This window comes from Sphingomonas sp. RS2018 (genome assembly GCF_054489605.1).
Window position 1 is genome coordinate 596575 of the sequence record NZ_JBTMWL010000002.1, and the last position, 25087, is coordinate 621661.

A 25087-nucleotide genomic window follows, 5' to 3' on the forward strand; every position below is an offset into this window, starting at 1 on the left:
CGTTAGGCTCGCCCCCATGCTTCGCACCATGCTCGCGGCGTCCGCCGCCGTCGCCGCGCTCGCCATGACCGCACCCTTCATGATCCCGCAGGCCGCCGCAGAAGAGCTGACGCTCCAGCGCATCTTCGCCAGCCCCGACCTCGCCGGCGCACAACCGCGCGGCCTGCGCCTGTCGCCGGACGGCACGCTCATCACCTCGCTGCGCCCGCGCGCGGACGAGAAGGATCGCTACGACCTGTGGGCGATGGACACGACCACGCTGCAATGGCGGATGCTGGTCGACAGCAAGAAGGTCGGCACCGGCGCCGAACTGTCGGAGGCCGAGAAGATGCAGCGCGAGCGCGCGCGTATCGGCGGGCAGCGCGGCATCGTCGCCTATGACTGGACGCCCGACGGCAAGGCGATCCTCGTGCCGCTGGACGGCGACCTGTATCTCGCGACGCTGGACGGCGGCGTGAAGCGACTGACCAATACGCCGGGCGGCGAGCTGAACCCGGCGATCAGCCCGAACGGTACCTATCTCAGCTTCGTTCGCGACCAGAACCTGACGACGATGAACCTCGCCAGCGGCACCGAGCGCAAGGTGACCGACGACGGCGCCGGCACGGTTCACTGGGGCGAGGCGGAATTCGTCGCGCAGGAGGAAATGGATCGCACCACCGGTTACTGGTGGTCGCCCGACGAACGCTATGTCGCGGTCGAGCGGTTCGACGAGGCGCCGGTCGGCACCGTCGTGCGCGCCGCGATCGGCGCGGACGGGACCAAGGTGTTCGAGCAGCGCTATCCCGCCGCCGGCACGCCCAACGTGCTGGTCGACCTCTACGTCATGGCGCCCGACGGCAGCGGGCGGGTTAAGGTTGATCTCGGCAAGAACCGCGACATCTATCTCGCCCGCGTGCGCTGGGCGCCCGATGGCAGCGCGCTGTACGTGCAGCGCCAGAACCGCGAGCAGACCGTGCTCGATGTGCTGAGGGTCGATCCGGCCACGGGCCGGTCGGAGCTACTGTTCACCGAGAAGTCGGGACCGCGCAGCTGGGTCAATCTCTCCAACGTCTTCGTGCCGATGAAGGACGGGTCGTTCATCTGGTGGTCCGAGCGGGACGGGCATGGCCACCTCTATCGCTTCGCCAGGAACCGCTGGACCCAGCTGACCAAGGGCGACTGGGATGTCGCCGGCCTGAGCGGTGTCGATGAGGACGGCGGCAAGCTGTACTTCAACGGCAACAAGGACGGCGTGCTAGAGCGGCACATCTACGCGCTCGACCTGAAGGCGAAGGGCTATCCGCTCACCCGGCTGACGCAGGCCGGATGGTGGAACAACGCGAGCGCCGACAAGGGCGCGTCGCGCTTCATCGTGTCGCGCTCCAATCCCGATCAGCCGACGCAGGTGTATCTGGCCGACGCGACGGGTCAGCGGCTGGCATGGATCAACGAGAATGCGATCGCGGCGGGGCATCCCTATGCACCCTATCTGGCCAGCCATGCGACGGCGAAGTTCGGCGAGTTGAAGACCAGCGACGGCGTGACGCTCAACTGGCGGATGATGACGCCGGCGCTGGAGGCCGGGAAGCGCTATCCGGTGTTCTTCGAACATTATGGCGGCCCGCACAGCCAGACCGTGATGCGCGCCTGGGGCAGCCCGCTGCACCAGTATCTGGTCGATCGCGGCTATATCGTCTTCCAGATCGACAATCGCGGATCGGCCAATCGCGGCAAGGCGTTCGAGGATGCGATCTGGCACGCGATGGGCAGCGTCGAGGTGCGCGACCAGCTGGCCGGCGCCGACTATCTGAAGACGCTCGATTTCGTCGATCCGAAGCGGATCGCGACCTATGGCTGGTCGTACGGCGGCTATATGACGCTGAAGATGCTGGAGGCGAACCCCGGCGTCTATGCGGCCGGCATCTCCGGCGCGCCGGTGACCAAGTGGGAACTGTACGACACCCACTATACCGAACGCTACATGGGCGTTGATCCCAAGGGCAAGGATGCCAAGGCGTACACCGCGTCGGACGCGATCGACGACGCGCCGAAGATCCGCGACCCGCTGATGCTGATCCACGGCATGGCGGACGACAATGTCGTGCTCGACAACGCCACCGCCTTCGCCGCAAAGATGCAGGCGACCAACACGCCGTTCGAGATGATGCTGTATCCGGGCAAGACCCATTCGGCGTCGCGCGACATCCATGTGTGGACGACGATCCTGAACTTCCTCGATAGGACGGTCGGGGCCGGTCCCAAGTAGAGCTTCACTTGTGCGCCGCGTGCGCGCCGCGTAACGCCCCGGCGGTCTGTATGATGGCCGGCGGCGCTGCCGGACGAACGCAAGGGTGTGACGATGGGGTATCGGATCGTGGTCGCTGGCGCGACCGGCAACGTGGGTCGCGAAGTGCTGGCCATCCTGGCCGAGCGGGACTTCCCCGCCGACGAGATCGCGGTGCTGGCATCGTCGCGCAGCCAGGGCGAGATCGTCGATTACGGCGACAGCGGGCGCAAGCTGAAGATCCAGAACATCGACAATTTCGACCCCGCCGGGTGGGACATGGCGATCTTCGCGATCGGATCGGACGCAACGAAGATCCATGCCCCGCGCTTCGCGGCGGCGGGCTGCACCGTGATCGACAACAGTTCGCTCTACCGCATGGACCCGGACGTGCCGCTGGTGGTGCCGGAGGTGAACCCGGAGGCGATCGATGGCTACCGCGCGCGCAACATCATCGCCAACCCGAACTGCTCGACCGCGCAGATGGTCGTCGCGCTGAAGCCGATCCACGACGCCGCCACCATCACCCGCGTCGTCGTCTCGACCTACCAGTCGGTGTCGGGCGCGGGCAAGGCGGGCATGGACGAACTGTTCGAGCAGAGCCGCAACATCTTCGTGGGCGACAGCGCCGAGCCGAAGAAGTTTACCAAGCAGATCGCCTTCAACGTCATCCCGCACATCGACGTCTTCCTGGACGATGGTTCGACCAAGGAAGAGTGGAAGATGGTCGTCGAGACCAAGAAGATCATGGGCGCGAAGATCAAGGTGATCGCGACCTGCGTGCGCGTGCCGGTGTTCGTCGGCCATTCGGAGGCCATCACCGTCGAGATGGAGAACGAACTGTCGGCCATCGATGCGCAGAACATCCTGCGCGAGGCGCCTGGCATCATGCTGGTGGATAAGCGTGAGGATGGCGGATACGTGACGCCGGTCGAATGCGTCGGCGATTACGCCACCTACGTCAGCCGCGTACGCGAGGACCCGACCGTCGAGAACGGCCTGGCTTTGTGGTGCGTCAGCGACAATCTGCGCAAGGGCGCGGCGCTGAACGCGGTGCAGATCGCCGAACTGCTGGGACGCCGTCACCTGCAGAAGGGATGAGGGCGTTGTGACCGGTGATAGCATCGTGCTATCACCGGCGCATGGGACAGGTGCTGATCCGCAACCTCGACGACGCCGTCATCGCCGATTTCAAACGCGCCGCGGTGCGTAACGGGCGATCGCTGGAGGCCGAACTGCGCGAGGCGCTGGCGGCCGCGCGCCCGCGGACGCAGCTGACGACCGAGGAGAAGCTGGCGTTGATCGACAAGCTTCATGCCCGGACACCGCCCGCTGCGCGTCTGATCGACAGTACGCCATTGATCCGTGAAGATCGCGATACGCGCTGATGCTGGTCGTCGATGCCAGCGTGCTGGTGAAGCTGGCGGCTGCCGAGCCGGATTCAGAGTTGGCCGTTGCCGCCGTCGCCTCCCGAACCGACTGTATCGCGCCCGACCTCATCCTGATCGAGTTGGCCAGCGCTCTGACGAAGAAGACGCGGTTCGAAGACATGACGACGGACTGGGTCATGGAGAATATCGAGGCGGTGATGCCGCTGCTGGCGGAGATCGTCTCGATCGAACCCCTTCTCGGTGGCGCGGTCGATCTGTCACGACAGCTGGACCACTCGCTCTTCGATTGCATCTATCTCGCGCTGGCACTCGATCGCGACTGCGCGGTGCTGACGGCGGATGCGAAATTCGCCAAGCGCGCGGTTGCCGCGGGCTATGCACCCAACGTCGTGACGCTGCGTTAGCGGAGGATGGAAGATTCCCCCCTTATCGCGGGCCTGAAATGGTTCGCGACCGCCAGCGGCGTCACCGCCGCTTTCATGGTCTCTCTCGACAGCGGGCGGCGCGTGACGGGGTGGGGGTTCGTGCTGTTCGTCGCGTCGAGCATCGCCTGGATCACCGGCGCGGTGATGACCGAGGACTGGGCGCTGACGACGCAGAACGGCGTCTTGTTCGGCATCAACATCTTCGGCGTCTATCGCTATCTGATCCGCAAGACGGATGTCTGAAACGGTCGCCTGGCCGCTGCTGCTCGGCATGCTGGGCGCGGTGTTCGGCAGTTTCATTGCCACGGTGGCGATCCGCTTTCCTGAAGAACGTTCCGCGCTGACTGGCCGGTCGGCATGCGACGGGTGCGGGCGGGTGCTTCGGCCGGCTGAACTTTTTCCGATACTGAGCTACTTCGCCCAACGCGGGCGGTGCCGCACCTGTGGTGCGTCGATCGCGCCATCGCACGTCGTGACGGAGATGGTCGGTGCCGCGATCGGCGTGGCGGCTGGCCTGCTGGCGCCCGGGGGGACTGGTGCGGCGGGGGCGATGTTTGGGTGGCTGTTGCTGGCGCTCGGTGCGATCGACCGGGCGGCGTATCGCTTGCCGAACCCGCTGACGTTGGCGCTGGCGCTGACGGGTCTGGGGGCCGGCGCGGTCGGATTGGCGCCGTCGCTTGCCGATCGGGCGATCGGCGGATTCGTGGGGTTCGCCAGCCTCTGGCTTGTCGCGGCGGTGTATCGGCGGTTGCGGGGGCGTAGCGGGCTCGGCGGCGGCGATGCGAAGATGTTCGCCGGAATCGGCCTGTGGCTGGGGTGGCGGGCGTTGCCGCCGGTGCTGTTGATCGCGTGCGTGCTCGGCCTCACCATCGCACTGGTCGGTCGCAAGGCGATGCACGATCGCCTGCCACTCGGATCGCTGCTCGCGACCGGTGCATTTGCGATGTGGCTGGCGTATCATTGGCCGGGGAGCGGCGGATGACGGCGTTGAACGACATGCTCGCACGACAGCGGGCGGCATTCATGGATGAGTTGCCGGTGGCGCTGGACGTACGCCGCGACCGGCTACGCCGCGCGATCGCCATGGTGGCGGAGAATGCCGACCGGTTCTGCGACGCGCTGTCGGAGGATTTCGGGCACCGCAGCCGCGAACAGTCGATGGTGACCGACATCGCCGCATCGATCTCTCCGCTGAAACATGCGCTGCGTCATGTCGGCGGATGGGCGAAGCGCGAGCGGCGGCCGGTGACGTTTCCGCTCGGCCTGCTTGGCGCGCGCGCCTGGGTCGAGCAGGTGCCGAAGGGTGTCGTCGGCGTGATCGCGCCGTGGAATTTCCCGGTAAATCTGGTGATGGCGCCGCTGGCTGGCGTGCTGGCGGCGGGCAACCGCGCGATGGTGAAGACCAGCGAGTTCACGCCGCGCACCGCCGCGCTGTTCGAAACGCTGGTCGGCGACTATTTCGCGCCGGAGGAACTGGTGTTCGTGTCGGGCGGGGCGGATGTGGGAGAGGCGTTCGCGCGGCTGCCGTTCGATCACCTGCTCTTCACCGGGGCGACCGGTATCGGACGTCATATCCTGCACGCCGCCGCCGACAATCTGACGCCGGTGACGCTCGAACTGGGCGGCAAGTCGCCGGCGATCGTCGGGCGATCCGCCGATATGACGCGCGCTGCCGAGCGGATCGTGATGGGGAAGATGATGAACGCCGGGCAGATCTGCCTGGCGCCGGACTATGTGCTGGTCCCCGCGGAGAAAGAGGGTGCGGTCGTCGAGGCGCTGACCACCGCGGCGAGCGCGATGTATCCGCGGCTGATCGACAACCCCGATTATACCGCGATCGTCAACGACCGGCATCACGCCCGCCTGACCGACTGGATCGCGGATGCGCGGGCCAAGGGTGCCGATGTCGTCACCGTCGATCCGGCGAGCGAGTTTCCGTCGACCGGCAACAGCCGCAAGCTGCCGCTGACGATCGTGCGCGGCGCGACCGACGACATGATCGTGATGCAGGAGGAGATCTTCGGCCCCATCCTGCCGGTGCGCACCTATCATCATATCGACGAAGCCGTGGCCGAGGTAAACCGGCGCGACCGGCCGCTCGCGCTCTATTATTTCGGCAACGATGCCGACGAACGACGGCGGGTGTTAGACCGGACGGTGTCGGGCGGCGTGACGATCGACGATGTGTTGTTCCACGTCTCGATGGAAGACCTGCCGTTCGGCGGGATCGGGCCGTCGGGCATGGGCGCCTATCACGGGCTCGATGGGTTTCGGACGTTCAGCCATGCCCGCGCGGTCTATCGCCAGTCGCGGATCGACGTCGCCAAGCTGGCGGGGTTGAAGCCGCCGTACGGCAAGGCGCTGGCCCGCACGATCGCGCAGAAGACGAAGGGATGAGCGACATGACGAAGCAACTGACGCTCGACACCTTCCTGCCCTATCGCCTGTCGATCGTGTCGAACCGGGTGTCGGACGCCATCGCCGACACATATCGGGCGCTGTTCGGCCTGCGCATCCCGGAGTGGCGGCTGATCGCGCTGCTGGCGGAGAGCGACGGGCTGACGCAACAGGCGCTGGGGCTGCGGTCGCGGATGGATAAGGTCACCGTCAGCCGCGCAGCGATCGCGCTGTCGGAACGCGGGCTGATCGACCGGGCGCCGAATCCGGGGGACCAGCGCTCGCACCTGCTGGCACTGTCGGCGGAGGGGCGGCGCCTCTATGCCGAGGTGGCGCCCAAGGCGCTCGAGATCGAACAGCGGATTTTCGGCGGTTTCGCAGCAGCCGACCTGGAGCGTTTCGTGACGATGCTGGGTGCGATCGAGGCGACAGTCGCGAAGGTCGAGCAGGACACGCGCGTAGCAGGCTGACAAAAGCCTGAAATTCGACACGGGGCGGGGAACGCATCGGCTCCGACGGGGTTGTCTGGATCGACCACACGTCTGGGAGGGCGGTGGCATCGTTTTCCGGGGGCGTGTTTTTGTCGGGTATGTGGGGCTATAGGATTTTGCTGCTGGCCGGCGTCGCGGGACTTTCGTCCGCGGCCGCCGCCCAGATCGCGACCCCTCAGAGCGGACAGAATACGCCATCGCGATTGCCGCCGCCGGCAACGCCGACGCCTCCCGCCAGAACAGCGTCTGGCTCGACCGCACAATCGCCAAGCCCGACCGATCCGAACGCGCCGATTGTTCCCGACGCCGCGTTCCAGAAGGAAATCCCCGCCCTGTCGGACGACGTGGCCGCGCCGCTGGAGCCGATCGAGGCGTTCGGTTCGCCGCCGCCTGCGCCCGTTCCTCCGGTCGCCGGCCAGACCGCTCCCGCCGTGGTGGCGCAGGACGGTGAACTGACGCAGCCGCTGACGCCGCTGTCCAACTTCGATGTCACCCCGGTCGAGGTGGCAGGCGTCGACGACACCAAGGCGCCGGAGATCCGTTACGACGTGCGTGTCGATGGGCTGGACGCGATCGGTCTGACGGCGCGGTTCGACGATCTGTCGGCGCTGAAGGACGACAAGGAGGCGCCGAACGCCGCCGTCGTCGCGGCGCGCGCGCGTGAGGACGAGCAGCTGGCGGTGCGGCTGATGCGCTCGCTCGGCTATTATGATGCGACCGCGTCGTCGGCGATCGAGCAGTTGCCGCAGACGCCGGGCCGGGTGCGCGCGGTCGTGACCGCGGTGCCGGGCGCGCTCTACACGCTGGGGTCGGTCACGGTGACGGCGGGGCCGACCGTGCCGCCCGATCTGGCACGGCGCGAGCTGGCGCTGAAGGTCGGCGATGCGATCGATGCCGAGCGCGTGCAGGCGGCGGAGGCGAACGTCAGCCTGCGCCTGCCGCAGCAGGGCTATGCCTTCGCGACGGTCGGCGAGCGCGACATCCTGCTCGACGAGACCAGCTTCAAGGGCGACTATACCCTGCCAATCGATGTCGGTCCGCGCGGCAGCTTCGGGCGGATCGTGACGAAGGGCGACGACGTTTTCGGCATCGATCACCTGAACGTCTTCCCCCGCTACAAGGAAGGCGAGCTGTACGACAGCCGCCGGGTCGACGACCTGCGCGAGGCGCTCGTCGCGACCAGTCTGTTCTCCTCGATCGGCGTCGAGCCGCAGCGCACCGGCCGCGTGAACCCCGATGGCACCGAGGCGGTCGACCTGCTGGTCACGCAGAACAAGGGACCGGCGCGCACGCTGGCGGCGACCGGCGGTTATGGCACCGGGCAGGGCATGCGGATCGAGGGCAGTTGGACCCACCGCAACCTGTTCGCGCCCGAAGGCGCGCTGATCGCCGCGGGCGTGGCGGGGACGCTGGAGCAGGCGTTGTCGGCGACCTTCCGTCGTTCCAATGCCGGGAGGCGCGACCGCACCTTCTCGATCATCGCCGCCGCCAATCATTCGAACTACGATGCGTTCGAGAGCTTCACGGGCACGCTGGCGGCGAAGATCAGCTATGACTCGACGCCGATCTGGCAGAAGCCGTTCACTTATGCGTTCGGCGTCGAACTGGTCGGCACCAACGAGGACCGGTTCGTGCCGTCGCTCGGCCGGCGCGAACGCGGCACCTATTTCATCGGCGCGCTGCCGGTGCAGGGCATGTGGGACAAGACCGACGACCTGCTCAATCCCACGCGCGGTTTCCGCGTGAAGGCAAACGTCAGCCCCGAAACGTCGATCCGCGCCGGCATCCGGCCCTACGCGCGCGTCCTGCTTGAAGGCACCGCCTATATGCCCGTCAGCAGCAGCATCGTCGTCGCTGGGCGGCTACGCGGCGGTTCGATCGCGGGAATATCGCGCGACGATCTCGCGCCATCGCGGCGTTACTATGCCGGTGGCGGCGGATCGGTGCGCGGCTTCGGCTATCAGGAGCTGGGGCCCAAGTCCGTCGAGGCGAACCCCGATTTCGACCCGACCGATCCGGACGAGGAAGATGCGCCGACGATCGTGCGGCCGCTGGGCGGACGCAGCGTCATCGAGGGCGCGATCGAGGCGCGGTATCGTTTCGGCAATTTCGGCATCGTGCCGTTCGTCGATGTCGGCCAGGTCTACGACAGCGTGTTCCCGAAGGGGAGCGACCTGCGCTTCGGCGCGGGAATCGGCGGGCGCTATTACACCAATTTCGGGCCGTTCCGGATCGACGTGGCGACGCCGATCGGACGGCGGCGCGGTGAATCGCTGATCGCGGTGTACCTCGGTATCGGGCAGGCTTTCTGATGACGACCGAGGATGTGACCATCGTGCGGCATCGGCCGGTGGGGCAGACCGCGCTGAAGTGGATCGGCATCGTTCTGCTGGGGCTGGTGCTGCTCGTCGCGCTGCTGCTGGTCGGGGTGAATACGCAGCCGGGGCGGCGCTTCGTCGCGGATCGGCTGTCGGGCTATACGCTCGCCAACGGACTGAACGTCCGTGTAGGCCGGATCGACGGGTCGATCTATGGCGCGATGGTGCTGCGCGACGTGCGCGTGCGCGATCCCAAGGGCGTGTTCCTGAACTCGCCCGAACTGCGGGTCGACTGGCGCCCGTTCGCCTTTGCGCGCAATCATGTCGACGTGCGGTCGCTTACCAGTCCGCTCGTAGCGATGAGCCGCACGCCCGAACTGATCCAGACGCCGAGCGACCCGAACGCGCCGACGCTTCCAGACATCGATATCGACGTGAACCGCTTCGCGATCGACCGCATCGACCTGGCGCCGGCAGTCAGCGGTGCGCGGCGGTTGGCGCGCGTGTCGGGCAGCGCGCACATCGCGGATGCGCGGGCGCAGGTCGTGCTGGACGGCGCGACGCTCGGCGCGCCGGGTATCGCCGGTGGCGATCGGATCGCGCTGCGGCTCGATGCGGTGCCAGACAGCAACCGGCTAGGCCTCGATCTTAAGCTGGCAGCGCCGGCGAACGGGCTTTTGGCCGGGATGGCGGGGCTGAAGGCGCCGCTCACGCTGTCGATCGACGGGCGCGGCGACTGGGCGAAGTGGGATGGGCGTGCGGTATCGACGCTGGGCGGCGGGGAGCTCGCCAACCTGTCGATCGCGGCGCGGAACGGCAATCTTCAGGTGCGCGGGACGACACGCCCTGGGCTGTACCTGACCGGTCCGGTCGAGCGGCTGACCGCGCCGCAACTGAACGTGGCGATCGACGCGGCGCTGGCCGAGCGCGTGGCGGATACGAAGATTCAGCTGCGGTCGTCGGCCCTGCAGGCAACGGCCGATGGCAAGCTCGATCTGGCGCAGAGCCGCTTCGACGGTTTCCGGGTGGAGGCAATGCTGCTGACGCCGGGATCGATCGCGCCGAACCTGAATGGGCGCGCGGTGCGGGCGGCGGTAGCGCTGGACGGCGCGTTCGCGCGGCCGACGGTCGACTATAAGCTGCAGGCCGCAGCGCTCGGTTTCGGCGAGATCGTCGCGGAGGGCGTGTATGCCGAAGGTCGCGCCCGCGTCGATGCCGACCGTATCCTCGTGCCGATCACGGCGCGCGCGCGGCGGATCAGCGGGTTGAACGCCGCGGCGGGTGGATTGCTGACCAACGTCGCGATCAACGGCGATCTGGCGATCAACGGCGGGACCCAGATCCTGTCGGACAATCTACGCCTGCGTTCCGACAAGATCGACGCCACCGCCGTCATCGCGGCCGACCTGTCGACCGGGCGCTACGCCGGTGCGCTGAAGGGGCGGATCAACGATTATCGGGTCGAGAGCTTTGGCATCGTCAACCTGACTACCGACGCCAGCCTCTACACCGCGCCGCGCGGCGGTTTCGGCATTCGCGGGCGGGTGGTCGCGCGGACCAGCCGGATCTTCAACGACGGCGCGCGCGATTTCCTTGGCGGCAACGCGATCGCGCGGGTCGATCTGGACTACAGCCCCGAAGGCATCATCCTCTTCAACAATCTGCGCGTCACCGCGCCGCAGTTCCGCGTGCTGCGCGGCTCTGGTCGCTATGATCCGGCCGGGCCGCTGCTGGTAAACGCGGACGCATGGTCGGCGCAATACGGTCCGGTCAGCGCGCGCGTGACCGGCACGCTCTTGGCCCCAGTGGCGACGATTCGTGCAGCGCGGCCAGGGCTGGGCGTGGGACTGGCCGACGTGACCGCGACGATCCGCGGGCAGGGCGATCGCTATGCCATTATCGCGCGCGGCGGGTCGCAATACGGGCCGTTCACCGCCGACCTGCTGCTCAGTACCGGTGGGCTCCTGACCACCGACATCCGGACCGCGCGCTTCGCCGGGATCGATTTCTCGGGCCGGGTGCAGCAGACCGCGGCGGGGCCGTTCGCCGGTGGCCTGCGCTTCGCTGGATCGGGCGTCGCCGGCACGCTGACGCTGGCGTCGCAGGGCGGCGTGCAGCGCGCGGACGTGAACGCGCGCGCCGCCAATGCCGTCATCCCGGGCACCGCCGGCCTGACGATCGGTCGCGCGATCATCGTCGGCAGCGCGGTGCTCTATCCGAACCAGCCCGCCATCACCGGCGATGCGCAGATCGCCAATCTGAAGATGGGCGACTTCCTGTTGCAGACCGCGAGGGCGAAGATCGATTATCGCGGCGGCAGCGGGACCGCACAGGCGTTCGCGCTAGGATCGTCGGGTGTGCCCTTCCGCATCGGCGCCAACGCCCGCTTCTCGCCGCGCCTGTGGCTGGTGGCGGCGCAGGGTACGGCGAGCGGGATCAATTTCCGCACCGCGACCCCGGCGCGGATCGAGCCGGGTCGCGACGACTATCGGTTGCAGCCGACGCGGATCGACTTCGACCAGGGGTCGGTGCGTCTGGCCGGGCTCTACGGCGCGACGACCAGCATACAGGCACGGCTCGACCGGCTCGACCTTGCCATCGCCAACGCCTTCTCGCCGGGCTTAGGCATCGGCGGCACCGCGACGGGCAGCGTCGACTACCGACAGGCGGGCAGCGCGTTCCCGCAGGCGCAGATGCGGGTCGACGTCGCGAACTTTACCCGCGCCAGCCTCGCCTCGGTGTCGACGCCGGTGAACATTCAGATGGTCGGCGGGCTGACCGAGGGCGGCGGCGACATGCGCGCGCTCATCAAGCGCGGCACGACCACGGTCGGCCGGATGGTCGCGACGCTGCGCCCGGTCGGGCCGGGCGCGGGCGGCTGGACGAGCCGGCTAGCAGCGGCGCCGCTGTCGGGCGGTATCCGCTACAACGGGCCTGCTGGCGTGCTCTTCTCGCTGGGCGGTTTCACCGGCCAGCAACTGTCGGGCACGATCGGCATCGCTGCGGACTTCGGCGGGCGTTTGTCGGCACCGGCGCTGAACGGCGTGGTTCGCGCGAACAGCCTGACCTACGACAACGAAAACTATGGCACGCGGCTCAGCAACATGCGGATCGCGGGACGCTTTACCAACGATCGGTTCGAGCTGACGGAGCTGACCGCGCGCGCTGGCGAAGGCACGGTGAGCGCGCAAGGCTCGGTCGGGTTGGCGGCGGCGTCGGGCTTCCCGATCGACATCCGCGCGACGCTGAAGGACGCGCGCCTCGCTCGCAGCGACGCGCTGGGCGCGACCGCGACCGGCACGATCCGCGTCACGAACAGCCAGGCGAACGGCGGGCTGATCCAGGGCGAGCTGACACTGCCGGAGGTCCGCTATCAGGTGATCCGTCAGGGATCGGCCGAGGTCGCCGAACTGACCGGTGTGCGGCGCCGCAGCGATGCCGCGCGCGCCGCCGCAGCGAAGCGCAACGGCGAGGGCACGGCATCGGCCGGGCTGTTCCGCCTCGATCTGCGCGTCCGCGCCGACAATCGCCTGTTCGTGTCCGGCATGGGGCTGGAATCGGAGTGGGAGGCGGATATCCGCATCGGTGGCACGTCCGCCGCGCCGCAGGTGACGGGGTTGGCGCGTGTCGTGCGCGGCACGTACAGCTTCTCGGGCAAGCGGTTCGAACTGACGCGCGGCATCGTGCGGTTCGAAGGCGGCCCGCTGGGCGACCCCAGCCTCGACATCGCCGCGACAACCACCACCGACGGTATCACTGCGACGATCGCGATCACCGGCAGCGCGCAGCAGCCGCGGGTGGCGTTCACCTCCAGCCCCAACCTGCCGCAGGACGAGGTGCTGTCGCGCCTGTTGTTCGGCAGCTCGGTCACCAATTTGTCGGCAACCGAGGCGATCCAGCTGGCCTCCGCGCTCAACTCGCTGCGCGGGTCGGGCGGGGGCGGACTCAACCCGCTTGGCAAGCTGCGCTCGGTGACCGGGTTCGACCGGCTGCGCGTGTTGGGTGCCGACGAGGCGACCGGACGCGGCACCTCGCTGGCGGCGGGCAAGTATCTGACCGACGACATCTACGTCGAGATCATCACCGACTCGCGCGGCTTCACCGCGACGCAGCTGGAGATCGCGCTGTCGCGGGCGCTGAGCATTCTGTCGTCGACATCGTCGTTCGGCGGATCGAACGTGAACCTGCGCTACTCGAAGGACTATTGACCTCGGCATCCCGCTACTTACCCTGATGTCAATATGATCGGGAGCGGGATGTGAGCGAGTTCGTCGATGTGCTGGTGGTGGGGGCTGGGCTGTCCGGCATCGGCGCGGCCTATCACCTCCAGACGCGCTGTCCCGATCGCAGCTATGCGATCCTGGAGGCGCGGGACCGGTTGGGCGGGACGTGGGACCTGTTCCGCTATCCCGGCGTACGGTCGGACTCCGACATGCACACGCTGGGCTTCGCGTTTCGTCCGTGGACGGGGGCGAAAGCGATCGCGGACGGGCCGGCGATCCTCGACTATCTCGACGAAACGGCGCGCGAGTACGGCATCGACCGGCATATCCGTTATGGCCGCAAGGTCGTCGCGGCGGTGTGGTCGAGCGCCACCGCGGAATGGACGGTGACGATCGCCGAGGGCGAGCGGCGGACGGAGATGCGGAGCCGCTTCCTGTTCCTGTGCTCGGGCTATTACGACTATGCGCGGGGCTATGAGCCGGCGTTCGAGGGGGCGGCGGACTTCGGGGGGCGCATCGTGCATCCGCAGTTCTGGCCAGACGACCTCGACTATGCGGGCAAGCGCGTCGTCGTGATCGGCAGCGGCGCGACGGCCGTGACTTTGGTGCCGGCGATGGCGGCGACCGCGGCGCACGTCACGATGCTGCAGCGCTCGCCCACCTACATCGTCGCTCGGCCGGGCGAGGACCGCGTCGCCAATGCTTTGCGCCGCGTGCTGCCGGGGCGGGCGGCCTATGCGATCACGCGGTGGAAGAACGTGCTCCTTGGCCAGTTCTTCTATTCCCAAAGTCGCAAGCGGCCGGCGGCGGTGAAGGCGCGGATGCTGGGGTGGGTGCGCGATCACCTGGGACCGGACTATGACGTCGCCCGGCACTTCACGCCGAGCTATGATCCGTGGGATCAGCGGGTGTGTCTGGTGCCCGATGCCGACCTGTTCCGCACGATCATGTCGGGCAAGGCGGAGGTGGTGACCGACCGGATCGAGCGGTTCGAGGTCGACGGTATCCGCCTGCAATCGGGGCGCGTCCTGCCGGCCGACATCATCGTCACCGCGACGGGTCTGGAGATGCAGTTGATGAGCGGCATCGCCTTCAGCATCGACGGGGCGGCGATCGATCCGGCCAAGTCGCTGGCGTACAAGGGCATGATGTTTTCGGACATTCCCAATCTGGTTCTGTCGTTCGGCTATACCAATGCATCATGGACGCTGAAGTCGGACCTGACGGCGGGCTATGTCTGCCGCCTGCTGAACGCGATGCGGGATCGCGGGGTGCGGCAGGTGACGCCGCGGCTGAACGACCCGAGCGTCGAGCCGGCGGGGTTCCTCGACTTCACCTCGGGCTATGTCCAGCGGGCCGCCGACCGCATGCCGAAGCAGGGATCGAAGGCGCCGTGGCGGCTGCACCAGAACTACCTGCGCGACCTGCTGGCGCTGCGGCACGGCAAGCTGGACGACGGAGCAATGGAATTCTCTAACCCCGCGACTTGAGCAGGGCGTTGCGAAGGCATTCGCAGACGATCTCGCCGCGCTGGTTCGTCAGGCGGTGGCGGAAGGTGACGATCCCCTGGCCGGGGCGCGACTTGGACGGGCGAAGCTCCATAACCTCGGTTTCGGCGCGCATCGTGTCGCCGATGAAGACCGGGTGCGGCATCACGACCTTGTCGTAACCGAGGTTCGCGACGAGCGTGCCGAGCGTCGTATCGCCGACCGACAGGCCGACCATCAGCGCGAAGGTGAAGGTGCCGTTGACGAGAATGCGGCCGAACTCGCTCGCCTTCGCCGCCTCGACGTCGAGGTGCAGCGGCTGCGGGTTGTGCGTCATCGTCGAGAACAGGAGATTGTCGGTCTCCGTCACGGTGCGGGTCAGTTCGTGGACGATGCGGTCGCCGACCTGCCATTCGTCGAAGTGGCGTCCCGCCATCATGCGTCTCCGTCGTCGAAATGCAGCTTGAAGCCGAGGTGGCTCTGCTCCCAGCCGAGCCGCTCGTAGAAGCGGTGCGCGTCGGGGCGGTTGCGCTGCGAGGTGAGTTGGACGAAGCGGCAGCCCTTCTCACGGCAGCGCGCCACCGCCCATTCGATGAGCTGGGTACCCAGCCCGCCGCCGCGCAGGTTACTGGCGATGCGGACGGACTCGATCTGCCCACGGAGCGCGCCGCGAAAAGCGAGGCCGGGGATGTAGGTGAGTTGCAGCGTGCCGATGACGCGGCCGTCGCGTTCGGCGACGACCAGTTCCTGCCGGTCGTCCGCCGCCAGATCGAGGAACGCGCGTTCATAGGCTGCGTCGAGCGGGAGCGTAGCGTCCTCCCGCAACGCACCGTTGGGGTCGTCGGCCATCAGGGCGACTATGGCGGGGACGTCGGTGATGAGGGCGGGGCGGATGTGGAGCCGGTCGATCATCACGACATCCGTTCGTGCTGAGCTTGTCGAAGCACTGCCTTCTTCGACGGGCACAGATCGTGGCACGAAGAAGGACAGCCCTTCGACAAGCTCAGGGCGAACGGGGAGGGTGCGGTGCTCACGCCGCCTCCGCCCGATCGATGCGGACGAGGATGTGGCCATCCACCACCTGCCGCCCTTCACTCGCGTCGAGGGCGGCGACGGTGCCGTCGAACGGGGCAATGAGGGCGTGTTCCATCTTCATCGCTTCGAGCGTGACGAGCTTCTGGCCCTTGCTCACCGACTGGCCTTCGGACACCTCGACCGATGTCACCCGTCCCGGCATCGGTGCGAGGATCGCGCCGTCGCCTGCCGCGCCGGCGGCGACGCCGACCGCGCGATGGGGAGCGATGAGCCAGGTCTGCCCGGCCTCGGTCAGCAGCGTGCCGGCGTCGTCGATCACGTCGCCCGACGTGGCGCTGGTCGCGGCGATCTGCGCGTCCACCGGGACACCGTCGGCCATCAGGCGCACGCGGGACTGCGGCGGCGCGTTGAGGCGGAAGCCCGGCATCGACTGAGCGCCGACGAACAGCAACGCCGCCTCGGCCAACGCGTCGTCGGAGGGCAGGGCGGCGGGCAACAACGCATCGCCCTCGCGTGCGATCAGACCGGTATCGAGATCGGCCGCGACGAAGGCGTCATGCTCCAGCGCCTTGACCAGAAAGCCTGCGTTCGACCGGATCGGCCAGACGACGGCGCCCTCCAGCGCCTCGACCAGCGCGGTGCGCGCATCCTCGCGGTCCTCGCCCCAGGTGATGACCTTGGCGATCATCGGATCGTAGAAGGGCGACACTTCCGCCCCCTCTTCGACGCCCGTTTCGATCCGCGCATCATCGCCAAGATCGAAGGCGTCGAGCCGCCCGACGCTCGGCAGGAAGCCCTTGGCCGGGTCCTCTGCATACAGCCGCGCCTCGATCGCCCAGCCGTCGATCGCCAGTTCGTCCTGCCGCTTCGGCAACGGCTCGCCGCTCGCGACGCGCAGCTGCCATTCGACCAGATCGACGCCGGTGATCTCCTCGGTCACCGGATGTTCGACCTGAAGGCGGGTGTTCATCTCCATGAACCAGATGCGATCGGCGCGCAGGCCTTCGGAGGCGTCGGCGATGAATTCGATCGTGCCGGCGCCGACATAGTCGACGGCCTGCGCGGCGCGGACGGCGGCGGCGCAGATGGCGTCGCGCGTCGCCTCGTCCATGCCGGGGGCGGGGGCTTCCTCGATCACCTTCTGGTGACGACGCTGGAGCGAACAGTCGCGCTCGAATAGGTGGACGACCTGACCGTGGGTGTCGCCGAACACCTGCACCTCGATATGGCGCGGCGAGAGGATATATTTTTCGAGCAAGACGCGGTCGTCGCCGAAGCTCGACGCCGCTTCGCGCTGGCATCCGGCGAGCAGGTCGGCGAAGTCCCGCGGATCGTCGACGCGGCGCATGCCCTTGCCACCGCCGCCCGCGACCGCCTTGATGAGCACGGGATAGCCGATCGCGTCGGCCTCCGCACGCAGGCGATCGGGTGACTGGTCCTCGCCGAGATAGCCCGGCGTCACGGGCACGCCGGCGGCGATCATCCGCGCCTTGGCGGCATCCTTCAGCCCCATCGCGCGGATGCTGTCGGGGCGGGGGCCGACCCAGATCAGACCGGCGTCGATCACGGCCTGTGCGAAGTCGGCGTTTTCGCTGAGGAAGCCGTAGCCGGGGTGGATCGCCTCCGCGCCCGTCTCGCGGGCGGCGGCGATGATCTTGTCACCCACCAGATAGCTTTCACGCGCCGGGGAGGCGCCGATGTGGACGCTTTCGTCCGCTTGCCGGACATGAACCGCATCCCGGTCGGCGTCCGAATAGACCGCGACCGTGCGGATACCCATCGCCCGCGCGGTGCGAATGATGCGGCAGGCGATCTCGCCGCGATTGGCGATCAGGAGCGACGTCAGCATCGATATTCAACCATTTCGTTGAGCGCGAATGTTGAGACGAAAACACGTGTGTTTTGTCTCGTAAAGCCCGCTTGAAGCTCAACCGATCGGTTGAGCTTCGCAAGCCCGGGTTCGGGGTAGAGATTCGGGGTTGTGTAGGACAGCGTCACTGCGCCGTGCAGCCGGTGGTACGGTGCGAATAGGTGACGTTCAGTATGCGCCAGCCGGCATCGGTGCGGATCAGATCGTAATGGTTGTAGCCACAGTGCGACACCTTGCCGTCGACCAGCACCGTGTAGGGCGCCCAGACCATCGCGACGTCGTCGTCGATCTCGATCCCAGGCTGGCCCTGACGTTCTTCGACCTTGGCGGCTTCGGGTGGCAGCTTGGCGGCGAATTCGGACCAGCCGACGCGGCGATGCTGGCGTTTGCCATCGGGGCCAGTGCGGGTGGAGGTGATAGCGCCCTCGGGGATGGTCGCCGCGATGATCTTGTCGCGGTCGCCGGTCGACAGCGCGGCCAGCAGCGCGGCGACGGGCGCCATCACCTGCGCCTCCTCGGTGCCGGGTGGGGGCAGGGCGGTGCCCTTCACGATCGGCGCGACGGGGGTGACCTGCAGGGCAAGGAGGAGGGGGAGGATCATCAGCGTCACATCCTGAACACGCCGAAGCGCGGTGCTTCGGCGACGGGAGCGTTGAGCGTGGCGGCGAGCGCAAGGCCGAGCACGTCGCGGGTCTGCGCCGGGTCGATGATGCCGTCATCCCACAGGCGCGACGTGGCGTGCCAGGGGTTGCCCTCATCCTCGTAACGCTGGCGGACGGGTGCCTTGAAGGCTTCGGCCTCGTCCTCGCTCCAGCGGTCGGCGTCGCGGTGGACGGTGGCGAGGACGCTCGCGGCCTGTTCGCCGCCCATCACCGAGATGCGCGAATTGGGCCAGGTGAACAGGAAGCGCGGCGAATAGGCGCGGCCGCACATGCCGTAATTGCCCGCGCCGAAGCTGCCGCCGATCAGCACGGTGATCTTCGGTACGCTCGCCGTGGCGACGGCGGTGACGAGCTTGGCGCCATGCTTGGCGATCCCCTCCGCCTCGTACTTGCCGCCGACCATGAAGCCCGAGATGTTCTGGAGGAACAGCAGCGGCACGCGGCGCTGGCAGGCGAGCTCGATGAAGTGGGCGCCCTTCTGCGCGCTCTCGCTGAACAGCACGCCGTTGTTGGCGAGGATCGCGACCGGGATGCCCCAGATGTGGGCGAAGCCGCAGACCAGCGAGCTGCCGTAGAGCGGCTTGAATTCGTGGAATTCGGACGCGTCGGTCAGGCGGGCGATGACCTCGTGAACGTCATAGGGCGCGCGCACGTCCTGCGGGATGACGCCGTAGAGGCCGGCGGGGTCGTGCCTGGGCGGACGCGGCTCGCGCAGGTTGATGTCGGGGGTGCGCGAGGGCTGGAGCGTCGAGACGATATCGCGGACGATCGTCAGCGCGTGCTCGTCGTTCTCGGCGACATGATCCACTACGCCCGACCGGCGCCCGTGGGTGTCGGCGCCGCCCAGTTCCTCGGCGGAGATGAGCTCGCCCGTCGCCGCCTTCACCAGCGGCGGGCCGGCGAGGAAGATGGTGCCCTGACCGCGGACGATCACCGTTTCGTCCGACATCGCGGGGACGTAGGCGCCGCCCGCGGTGCAGCTGCCCATCACGCAGGCGATCTGCGGGATGCCGAGCGCGGACATGTTCGCCTGGTTGAAGAAGATACGGCCGAAATGCTCGCGGTCGGGGAAGACCTCCGCCTGATGCGGCAGGTTCGCGCCGCCGCTGTCGACCAGATAGATGCAGGGCAGGCGGTTCTCCTGCGCGATCTCCTGCGCGCGGAGATGCTTCTTCACCGTCATCGGGAAGTAGGTGCCGCCCTTCACCGTCGCATCGTTGCAGACGATCATGCACTGGCGGCCGGAGACGCGGCCGATGCCGGCAATGACGCCGGCGCCGGGCACCTCGCCATCATAGAGGTCGTGCGCGGCGAGCTGGCCGATCTCGAGGAACGGTGAGCCGGGATCGAGCAGGCGTTCGACGCGGTCGCGGGGGAGCAGCTTGTCGCGCGATACGTGACGGTCGCGCGACGCGTCGCTGCCACCCCGCGCGGCCTGCGCCACGTCGGCGCGCAGCCGCTCGACGAGGGCCGCATTGTGCGCAGCATTGGCGCGGAATGCGGCGTCGTCGGGCGAGAGTTTGGTGTCGAGGACGGGGGCGGTCATTGGGCCACGACGTCCGCCGCACCGATCAGCTCGCGGCCGATCAGCATGCGGCGGATCTCGTTGGTGCCGGCACCAATGTCGAGCAGCTTCGCGTCGCGTAGGAAGCGCTCTACCGGCCAGTCCTTCGTGTATCCCGCGCCGCCCAGCGCCTGCACTGCCTCGCCCGCGACCTTGAAGGCGTTTTCACTGGCCAGCAGGATCGCGCCCGCCGCGTCGAAGCGGGTCGTCTGGCCCGCATCGCAAGCGCGCGCGACGGCGTAGACATAGGCGCGCGCAGAATTGAGCGCGACATACATGTCGGCGATCTTCGCCTGCATCAGCTGGAACGTGCCGATCGCCTTGCCGAACTGGCGGCGCTCGCGGACGTAGGGGAGGACGACGTCGAGGCAGGCCTGCATGATGCCGAGCTGGATGCCGGCGAGCACGGTGCGCTCGTAATCGAGGCCCGACATCAGCACGCCGACGCCGCCGTTTTCCGGCCCCATCACATTCTCGAACGGGACTTCGCAGCCGTCGAACACCAGCTCGGCGGTGGGGGAGCCGCGCATGCCCATCTTATCGATCTTCTGTCCGATCGCGAAGCCGGGCATGTCCTTCTCGATGATGAAGGTGGTGATGCCGCGCGAGCCTTCGCCTGTCTTCGCATAGACGACCAGCGTGTCGGCATAGGCTGCGTTGGTGATCCAGAACTTCGTGCCGTCGAGGACGTAGCCGGCGTCGGTGCGCCGCGCCTTGAGCTTCATCGAGACGACGTCAGACCCGGCGGCGGCTTCCGACATCGCGAGGCTGCCGACATGTTCGCCCGAGACGAGCTTGGGGAGGTACTTCGCCTTCTGTTCTTCGTTGGCCCAGCGCGCGATCTGGTTGACGCAGAGGTTCGAATGGGCGCCATAGCTGAGGCCGATCGAGGCCGAGGCGCGGCTGACTTCCTCGCAGGCGATGACATGTTCGAGATAGCCGAGGCCGAGACCGCCCCATTGCTCCGGCACAGTAATGCCATGGAGGCCGAGCTCGCCCATCGCCGCCCAGAGTTCGTCGCGCGGGAAGCAGTCCTCGGCGTCGATCCGGGCGGCGAGCGGCGCGATCCGGTCGGTGGCGAAGCGCCGCGTCGTGTCGCGGATCATCTCCGCGTTCTCGCCCAGGCCGAAATCCAGGGTCGCTTCCATTACACTCTCCCATGCGCGTCGCCGCGCTTATGGGACAGGAATAGTGACATTATCGCCTGTTTGCCAAGCGCTTTGGCGGATCAGGTGACCGCGGGCGTCTCTGCGGTCAGCATCCGGACTTCATAGACGACGACGCCGCGACGCTCGGCGGCGAAGGCGACCGCGGCCCGCCCGGCCGTGCCGGCGGGAAGGGGATAGTCGAGCGCCGCATAGCGCCCCTCCGGCCGTACGGTGCCGGTCGCGGGGTCGATCGGCCTGCCGTCGACGGAGATGGCGGGCGCGTTGTTCGCGTCGTCGGACACCACCATGACGCGCAGCACCGCCGGGCCGGCGGGTCGGGCGAGCGTCATGCGCATCGCCTCGCCGGGGCGCAGGCGACGGCCGGGGCGACCGGCCCAGTTGACGACTTCGCTGCGCTCGCTGGCGAAGTCGTGATCGCGCTCGGGCTGCATCTCGCCCAGATGGAAGATGTCGATCGTGCGGGCCGACAGCATTTTCGCTGCGGCGGCGCCGGCGACATAGCCGGTCCGCGCGGCCTGCCAGCCATCGGGCGTGAAGGTCTGGAAGTAGACGGCGGTGCGGCGATCATATTGCTGCGCGAAGGGGCGCAGCACCAGAGTTTCGCCAAGCGCGCCCGTCGTGCGGAACCCGGCAGGACCGGCACCCTGCGCCAGGCCGGCGACCGGCGAGCCGGTGACGACCAGCGCGGGGCCGACGCCGTCGAACGGCGCATCGGCCGCACCCATGTCGGCGGCCAGCACCAGCGGTCCGCGCGTGAACGCGATGGTGGTGCGATCGTGGGGCGTCGGCTCTGCCGCGACGCGCATCGGCAGGGTGACGCCCAACCGGTCGCCCGCGCGCCAGCGGCGATCGATGACCGCGTAGCCATTCTGCAAGATCACGGGGGCGGGGGCGCCGTTCAGCGTGACGCTCGCCCCATCGGCCCAGCTTGGCATGCGCAGCGCGATCCGGGTGCGAGTGCGCGGCGCGCGGCGCAGGGTCAGCGTCGCGCTACCTTCCAGCGGCATCCCCGTATCGAGGTCGATCGCGACACCGCGCGCTGTCCAGTCGAGGCGGCTGGGGATATAGAGGTTGAGGTAGAGCGTGTCGGCGTCCTGCCACCAGATCGAATCGGCGTGCTTGGCGTGGCTCTCCATCCCCGACCCGACGCAGCACCAGAAGCTGTCCTCGGGCGACGACCAGCTGCGCCGCGCGCCGGCCGACAGCGGCATGAAATAGACGAACTGCCCGGTGTCCGGCCGCTGGTGCGCCATGATATGATTGAGCTGGATGCGCTCATAGGTGTCGAACCAGTCGGCGCGCGGATTCCAGCCGTAGAGATGCCGCGTCAGCTTCAGCATGTTGTAGCTGTTGCACGCCTCGCACGTCGCATCGGTGATCCGTTTCGACAGCTGGTCGGGCGCGCCGAAGTGCTCGCGCTCGGAATTACCGCCGATGACGTAGCTGTGATGCTGCGTCACCCGCTCGTGGAAGAAGCGCGCGGCGGTTGCGTGCGCCGGCTGTCCGCCCAAAACTTCGTGCAGGCGTGCAAGACCGATGACCTTCGGGATCTGCGTGTTGGCGTGCAGACCGGCGAGCCTGTCCTGCTGCATCGCCAGCGGGGCGAGCACTGCCTTGTGATAGAAGCGCTCCGCCATCCGCATCCAGCGCGGGTTCCCGGTTTGCGCATAGGTTTCGGCGTAACTTTCGTTCAGCCCGCCATGCTCGGCCGCCAGCACGCGCTGCATCTGCGCATCGGTCAACGGTTCGAGTACGCCGGCGAGATAGCCGGCGAGCTTCAGCGTGATGGGGAGGGCGCGCGGGTTGCGTGCGAGATTGTGGGCGTCGAGCAGTCCGGCGTGGATCTTGTGCCAGGTGTAGAACGGCACCCAGCCGCCGTTGAGATCGAATCCGCCTGAGCGGATCTCGCCGCGGCGGACCTCCTCAAACACGATCTTTCCGTCGACGGTCTTGCCGTCACGCTCGACCGTGGTGCCGCCAAGATAGCCGTCGCCATGCGCCGCCTGGATGCGCGCCATTTCTTTCAGCGCATGGTCGAGCGTGGCAGCAACCGCCGCGTCGCAGGTGTTGGCGACGACCAGCGCGCAGGCCGACAACCAGTGGCCGAGCGAATGGCCGGCGATGCCCTGCGCCTCCCACCCGCCGTACACGGGCTTCGGCGCGGGCAAGCCCGCCGAGACATAGAAATTATGCAGCAGCCGCTCGGGATCGAGCGACAGTAGATAGCGCCGGTTCGCCGCGAATGCGTCGGCAAAGGGCGATGGCAAGAGGCGGACGTGTCGCGCCGGTACCGGGGCGACCCGTGCCGGAGATGTCCACGGCCGGGCCAGCGCGGGGAAGGGCGACGCGGCCGCCAGCAGGCTTGCGCCCGCCAGCAGACCGCGCCGGGTCGCGACGATCATCCCGGTCAGCCGTGGTGCTGGGTCGCCGCGGCGGGTTCGACGGCCGGGGCGGGCAGGGCGTCGGTCGCCTTCGATCCCCACACGGCATAGAACAGGATGTAAAGCTCGCACAGCGCGGTCAGCAGGAACGAGGTCTGCAGGCCGTAGCGATCGGCGAGCCAACCCTGCACGACGACGAGCGCACCGCCGGCGATCGCCATGATGAGCAGGCCGGAGCCTTCCTCGGTCAACGGGCCCAGCCCCTTGATGCCGAGCGTGAAGATCGTCGGGAACATGATCGAGTGGAACAGGCCGACGAGGATCAGCGCCCACATCGCGACGGTGCCGGTGGTGTAGACGGTGACCAGCATCACGACGAACGCACCGATCGAGAAGGCGGCGAGCACTGTTTCCGCCGGGATCTTCTGCATCAGCACCGAGCCCGCGAACCGTCCGACCATCATGCCGCCCCACAGGAAGGTGAGATAGCGGCCGGCCTGCTCATGCGTCAGGTTGGCGATGTCGGGCTGGCTGACGAAGTTCACGAACAGGTTGGCGACGCCGATCTCGGCGATCAGGTAGATGAAGATCGCCGGGATGCCGAACACCAGATTCCGGTGCTTCCACAGCGAATGACGCTTGCGTTCTTCTTTGCTGACGCGGGTCATCGAACCGCCGATGGCGGGCAGCGGGAAGCGCGCGATCACGATGGCCAGCACGGCCAGCACGACTGCGACGATGATGTAGGGCAGGATCACCGACTGCGCGTCGGCCAGGCGCTCGGCCTGGGTCAGCACGACGTCGCTCTGCGCGGTGCCGCCCTTCGATCGGCCGAGAATCAGATACGCGCCGAACAACGGGGCGAGCATCGTGCCGGCCGAGTTCATCGCCTGCACCAGATTGAGCCGCGACGACGCCGTCTCCGGCGCGCCGATCACGGCGACATAGGGGTTGGCCGCGACCTGCAGCAGCGTGATGCCGCTGGCGATCACGAACAGCATGACGAGCGTGACGCCGTAGGACGGCAGGCTGGCCGCCAGCGTCATGCCGAGCGCGCCGATCGCCATGACGACGAGGCCGATGACGAGCGACTTCTGGTAGCCGATCCGCTCGATCAGCTTCGCCGAGGGAATGGAGGCGAAGAAATAGGCGATGAACCACACGCTCTCGATCAGCGTCGTCTGCGTGTAGTTGAGGTCGAACACACTGCGCAGATGCGGCAGCAGCGTGTTGTTGATGACGGTGATGAAGCCCCACATGAAAAAGAGGCTGGCCAGCAGGATCAATGCCGGAACGTAGCTCGCCCCACTGCCGGGCGATTGCCCTCCAGCCGGTACGGAAGTGTTGATCGGTCCCGCCATCGTCCTCTGCCCTTATACTTGGTTTTTTGTCTGACTATATCGCCGGC

The 25087-nt window shown here is 67.7% G+C and carries 19 protein-coding genes; 11 read left to right on the forward strand and 8 right to left on the reverse strand.

Annotated features, from left to right (window positions below; genetic code table 11):
- Positions 1-16 precede the first annotated feature (16 nt).
- The 11 genes from ACX40P_RS08050 (at position 17) to ACX40P_RS08100 (ending at position 15001) form a co-directional block, all read left to right on the forward strand.
- Positions 17-2248: a S9 family peptidase gene (locus ACX40P_RS08050; protein ID WP_459125794.1), complete on the forward strand. Its 2232-nt coding sequence runs from the start codon at positions 17-19 to the stop codon at positions 2246-2248.
- A gap of 93 nt (positions 2249-2341) precedes the next feature.
- Positions 2342-3367, forward strand: coding sequence for an aspartate-semialdehyde dehydrogenase (locus tag ACX40P_RS08055; protein ID WP_459125795.1), 1026 nt, complete (start codon positions 2342-2344; stop codon positions 3365-3367).
- A gap of 41 nt (positions 3368-3408) precedes the next feature.
- Complete coding sequence (locus ACX40P_RS08060; RefSeq protein ID WP_459125796.1) at positions 3409-3654, forward strand: FitA-like ribbon-helix-helix domain-containing protein; 246 nt, start codon at positions 3409-3411, stop codon at positions 3652-3654.
- Positions 3654-4061, forward strand: a complete 408-nt coding sequence (locus tag ACX40P_RS08065) for a type II toxin-antitoxin system VapC family toxin (RefSeq protein WP_459125797.1) — start codon at positions 3654-3656, stop codon at positions 4059-4061. Before ACX40P_RS08060 ends, ACX40P_RS08065 begins: the two co-directional genes overlap by 1 nt.
- 6 nt (positions 4062-4067) lie before the next feature.
- The gene (locus ACX40P_RS08070) at positions 4068-4325 is read left to right on the forward strand and encodes a hypothetical protein (RefSeq protein ID WP_459125798.1); all 258 of its coding nucleotides are present in this window, start codon (positions 4068-4070) and stop codon (positions 4323-4325) included.
- Positions 4318-5064 carry a prepilin peptidase gene (locus tag ACX40P_RS08075; RefSeq protein WP_459125799.1) on the forward strand — a complete coding sequence of 249 codons (747 nt, stop codon included), beginning with the start codon at positions 4318-4320 and terminating at the stop codon, positions 5062-5064. The genes ACX40P_RS08070 and ACX40P_RS08075 overlap by 8 nt, the downstream gene beginning before the upstream one ends.
- Entirely contained in the window at positions 5061-6479 is a 1419-nt protein-coding gene (locus ACX40P_RS08080; RefSeq protein ID WP_459125800.1) for a coniferyl aldehyde dehydrogenase, read from the forward strand. The genes ACX40P_RS08075 and ACX40P_RS08080 overlap by 4 nt, the downstream gene beginning before the upstream one ends.
- A gap of 5 nt (positions 6480-6484) precedes the next feature.
- Positions 6485-6949, forward strand: coding sequence for a MarR family winged helix-turn-helix transcriptional regulator (locus ACX40P_RS08085; protein ID WP_459125801.1), 465 nt, complete (start codon positions 6485-6487; stop codon positions 6947-6949).
- A gap of 119 nt (positions 6950-7068) precedes the next feature.
- Positions 7069-9282, forward strand: coding sequence for an autotransporter assembly complex protein TamA (locus tag ACX40P_RS08090; RefSeq protein ID WP_459126039.1), 2214 nt, complete (start codon positions 7069-7071; stop codon positions 9280-9282).
- Positions 9282-13496, forward strand: coding sequence for a translocation/assembly module TamB domain-containing protein (locus ACX40P_RS08095; RefSeq protein WP_459125802.1), 4215 nt, complete (start codon positions 9282-9284; stop codon positions 13494-13496). The genes ACX40P_RS08090 and ACX40P_RS08095 overlap by 1 nt, the downstream gene beginning before the upstream one ends.
- 50 nt (positions 13497-13546) lie before the next feature.
- The gene (locus ACX40P_RS08100) at positions 13547-15001 is read left to right on the forward strand and encodes a flavin-containing monooxygenase (RefSeq protein ID WP_459125803.1); all 1455 of its coding nucleotides are present in this window, start codon (positions 13547-13549) and stop codon (positions 14999-15001) included.
- On the opposite strand, the gene ACX40P_RS08105 is transcribed toward ACX40P_RS08100, so the two are convergent.
- The 8 genes from ACX40P_RS08105 to ACX40P_RS08140 form a co-directional block, all read right to left on the reverse strand.
- Positions 14985-15434: a MaoC family dehydratase gene (locus tag ACX40P_RS08105; RefSeq protein WP_459125804.1), complete on the reverse strand. Its 450-nt coding sequence runs from the start codon at positions 15432-15434 to the stop codon at positions 14985-14987. The genes ACX40P_RS08100 and ACX40P_RS08105 overlap by 17 nt on opposite strands.
- Positions 15434-15910 carry a GNAT family N-acetyltransferase gene (locus ACX40P_RS08110; protein WP_459125805.1) on the reverse strand — a complete coding sequence of 159 codons (477 nt, stop codon included), beginning with the start codon at positions 15908-15910 and terminating at the stop codon, positions 15434-15436. The genes ACX40P_RS08105 and ACX40P_RS08110 overlap by 1 nt, the downstream gene beginning before the upstream one ends.
- Before the next feature lie 118 nt (positions 15911-16028).
- Positions 16029-17882 (reverse strand): acetyl/propionyl/methylcrotonyl-CoA carboxylase subunit alpha, encoded by a 1854-nt coding sequence (locus ACX40P_RS08115; RefSeq protein ID WP_459125806.1) that lies wholly within the window; start codon positions 17880-17882, stop codon positions 16029-16031.
- A gap of 145 nt (positions 17883-18027) precedes the next feature.
- Entirely contained in the window at positions 18028-18504 is a 477-nt protein-coding gene (locus ACX40P_RS08120; RefSeq protein WP_459125807.1) for a nuclear transport factor 2 family protein, read from the reverse strand.
- Positions 18505-18509: 5 nt separating this feature from the next.
- Positions 18510-20111, reverse strand: a complete 1602-nt coding sequence (locus tag ACX40P_RS08125; protein ID WP_459125808.1) for a carboxyl transferase domain-containing protein — start codon at positions 20109-20111, stop codon at positions 18510-18512.
- Entirely contained in the window at positions 20108-21277 is a 1170-nt protein-coding gene (locus ACX40P_RS08130; RefSeq protein WP_459125809.1) for an acyl-CoA dehydrogenase family protein, read from the reverse strand. The genes ACX40P_RS08125 and ACX40P_RS08130 overlap by 4 nt, the downstream gene beginning before the upstream one ends.
- 80 nt (positions 21278-21357) lie before the next feature.
- The gene (locus ACX40P_RS08135) at positions 21358-23700 is read right to left on the reverse strand and encodes a beta-L-arabinofuranosidase domain-containing protein (RefSeq protein ID WP_459125810.1); all 2343 of its coding nucleotides are present in this window, start codon (positions 23698-23700) and stop codon (positions 21358-21360) included.
- A gap of 5 nt (positions 23701-23705) precedes the next feature.
- Positions 23706-25040 (reverse strand): sugar MFS transporter, encoded by a 1335-nt coding sequence (locus ACX40P_RS08140; RefSeq protein ID WP_459125811.1) that lies wholly within the window; start codon positions 25038-25040, stop codon positions 23706-23708.
- Positions 25041-25087 lie beyond the last annotated feature (47 nt).